Annotated in this window: 5 protein-coding genes; 3 read left to right on the forward strand and 2 right to left on the reverse strand. The window is 77.1% G+C overall.

From position 1 onward, the window contains the following. The 3 genes from ACTUAL_RS10755 to ACTUAL_RS10765 all read left to right on the forward strand — a co-directional run. Positions 1 to 879 (forward strand): sensor histidine kinase (locus ACTUAL_RS10755; RefSeq protein WP_440900148.1); only part of this gene is annotated, 879 nt, incomplete at its 5' end. Further along, positions 876 to 1,481 (forward strand): response regulator transcription factor, encoded by a 606-nt coding sequence (locus tag ACTUAL_RS10760; protein ID WP_440900149.1) that lies wholly within the window; start codon positions 876 to 878, stop codon positions 1,479 to 1,481. The genes ACTUAL_RS10755 and ACTUAL_RS10760, both read left to right, overlap by 4 nt. A 126-nt stretch (positions 1,482 to 1,607) precedes the next feature. Then, positions 1,608 to 1,913 (forward strand): hypothetical protein, encoded by a 306-nt coding sequence (locus ACTUAL_RS10765; RefSeq protein WP_096492468.1) that lies wholly within the window; start codon positions 1,608 to 1,610, stop codon positions 1,911 to 1,913. A 24-nt stretch (positions 1,914 to 1,937) separates the two neighbouring features. On the opposite strand, the gene ACTUAL_RS10770 is transcribed toward ACTUAL_RS10765, so the two are convergent. Further along, positions 1,938 to 2,372 (reverse strand): universal stress protein, encoded by a 435-nt coding sequence (locus ACTUAL_RS10770; RefSeq protein ID WP_096492467.1) that lies wholly within the window; start codon positions 2,370 to 2,372, stop codon positions 1,938 to 1,940. A 46-nt stretch (positions 2,373 to 2,418) separates the two neighbouring features. After that, on the reverse strand, positions 2,419 to 2,841 hold a 423-nt coding region (locus ACTUAL_RS10775), incomplete at its 5' end, for a universal stress protein (RefSeq protein ID WP_440900150.1).

Raw genomic sequence — 2,841 nt, forward strand, 5'->3', positions numbered from 1 at the left:
CTGCTGGGCGCGCTGGTGGTCTGGGGCCTGCTCGTGATCGCGGTGACCGGCCTGGACTCGGCCGCGCTGCTGGTCCACGTGCTCGGCACCGCCTCGATCGCGCTGCCCGCCAGGCTCGCGCTGACCATGAACGGGACGGCCGCCGCCGCGCTGGTCGCGGGTCTGCTGTGGCGGGCGGCCGGGTCAGGGCAGCCGGTGCACCTGGTGGCGGCGCTGGGCTCGCTGGTCGTGGGGTTCGCCGCCGTGGTCCGGCTGGTGCGGACCCGGCGGGAGCTGGCGCGGGCGCGGGTGGAGATCGCCGCGCTGGCCGCCGCCGAGGAGCGGCACCGGCTCGGGCGGGACCTGCACGACATCCTCGGGCACAGCCTCACCACGGTGACCGTGAAGGCCGGGCTGGCGCGGCGGCTGCTGGAGCGCGGCGAGGTCGACCGGGCGCTCGGCGAGGTCGGGGAGCTGGAGGCCCTGGCCAGGCAGGCGCTCGGGGACGTGCGGGCGACGGTCGGCGGGTACCGGGAGGTGGCGCTGGCCGGTGAGCTGGTGGCGGCAGGGGCGGCGCTGCGGGCGGCCGGGATCGAGGCGGACCTGCCGAGCGCGGTGGACAACGTCGCGCCGGAGCTGCAGGGGGTGTTCGGGTACGTGCTGCGGGAGGCGGTGACGAACGTGCTGCGGCACTCGGCGGCCCGCACCTGCTCGGTGCGCCTGGGCGCGCGGTGGATTGAGGTCGTGGACGACGGGCGCGGCGCGGGCGCCGGGCAACCGGGGAGCGGGGTGGCGGGGTTGCGGGAGCGGCTGGCCGAGGTCGGCGGGGCGCTGGAGGCGGGACCGGTCGCGGGCGGGTACCGGCTGCGCGCGGAGGTCCGGGACGGGGGGACGGCGTGATCAGGGTGCTGCTGGCCGACGACCAGGCGCTGGTGCGCGGGGCGTTCGCGGCGATGCTGGGCATGGAGCCGGACATCGAGGTGGTCGCCTCGGTCGGCTCCGGCGACGAGGTGCTGCCCGAGGCGCTGCGGGCGGAGCCGGACGTGGCGCTGCTGGACGTGCAGATGCCCGGACTGGACGGCCTTGAGGCGGCGGCCCTGCTGCACGAGCGGCTCCCGCGCTGCCGGGTGATCGTGTGCACGACCTTCGGCCGCCCCGGCTACCTGGCGCGGGCGATGGCGGCGGGCGCGGCCGGGTTCGTGGTCAAGGACGCCTCGCCCGAGCAGCTGGTGGACGCGGTGCGCCGGGTCCACGCGGGCCTGCGCGTGGTCGACCCGGACCTGGCGGCCGAGTCCCTCGCCCAGGGCGCCGGCCCGCTGACCGCCAGGGAGCGCGACGTGCTGGCGCTGGCCCGCGACGGCGGCACGGTCGCCGACCTGGCGAAGGGCGTCGGCCTGTCGGAGGGCACGGTCCGCAACCACCTGTCGGCCGCGATCGGCAAGACCGGCGCGCGCACCCGCGCCGAGGCGGTCCGGATCGCCGAGGAGAGCGGCTGGCTCTAGCCCTCCGGTTCCCGCAACCGTGCGGTCGGCCCACCGGGAAGGACCCGCGTCCGCGGGGACCTTCGCCTCTCCACCGCACCGGCCCCGCGCTCGGAGAATCGACTCCTGGACGAACCGGGAGGAACCATGGCCACCCGCGCGCACACCGCGGTCAGCGCGACCCGCTACCTGGACGCGGTGCTCGACACGTTGCGCGGCGCAGGCGTCGACGTGCTGACCCTGGCGGTGGACATCAGGCCGTGCTCGCCCGTGCGGGCCGAGCTGGTCACGGACGCGGGTCCGCTGCGCTGGAGCGAGGACCGGGGCTGGAGCGCGGGCAGCCGCGCGCTCGGCCCGGTGGCGCACCCCGGCGAGGTGGCCCGCCTGGTCCTGCGCTCGGCCGAGCACCGCAAGTTCACCCGCAAGAGCAAGCAGAACCACCCGTCGGGCTGACGCCGGTGGGGACCGGGGGCGCCGTCACGCGTGCGCGGGCTCGCGCTCGCGCAAGACCACCACCGGGCACTCCGCGTGGTGCACGCAGTACGAGCTGACCGACCCGGTGAGCGCCTCGCGCAGCAGTCCGCGCCCCCGGCTGCCGACCACCAGCAGGTCCGCGTCCTTGGACGCCTCCACCAGCACCCGGCCGGGCTCGCCCTCCATGAACACCTTGTTCACGTCGAACTGCGCGACCATCGACTCCAGCAGCCGCATGTAGCCCTCGCGGGTGGTCTCCGGGTCGATGGCGAGCGCCTCCGCGCCGCTGACCGGCCCGAGCACCATGCCGGGGTCGATCTGCCACACGATGACCGCGTCGACCGAGCACCCGCGCTGCCCGGCCTCCTCCACCGCCCACCGCAGCGCGTCCGCGCTGGCGGGCGACCCGTCCACCCCGACGACGATCCTGTTGCCCATAGCGACCCCTTTCCTCAGCGCCTCCCGACGCCCCGCGGGCGGCGGGTCAGCGCGACGCCCCGACCGGCCGGACCACGGCCAGCGGGCACGGCGAGTGGTGGACCAGCGCCCGGCTGGTCGAGCCGAGCAGCATCCCCGAACCCGCGAGCTCGCGACCCCGGCTGCCGACAACCAGGAGACGCGCCCTGGCCGCGTGCCGCAACAGGGCGCGGACGGGCCGGTCGTGCTCCACGACCCGCTCGACGGTGACCGAGGGGTACCCGCTGCTCCACCCGGCGAGCCGCTCGGCGAGCAACCGCTCCCCCTCCTCGGCGGCCCGCGCCCGGTCGAGCCCGAGCCGCGTCCGGTCCGACAGCAGGTCGCTCCACGTGTGCACGGCCCGCAACGTCGCCCCCGGCGCTCCGGCCACCCCCACCGCGCGGGAGCGCTCCGGGGCGCGGGGACGCGCGTCGTGTCGCCCCAGAGGGTC

This window comes from Actinosynnema sp., assembly GCF_052038725.1.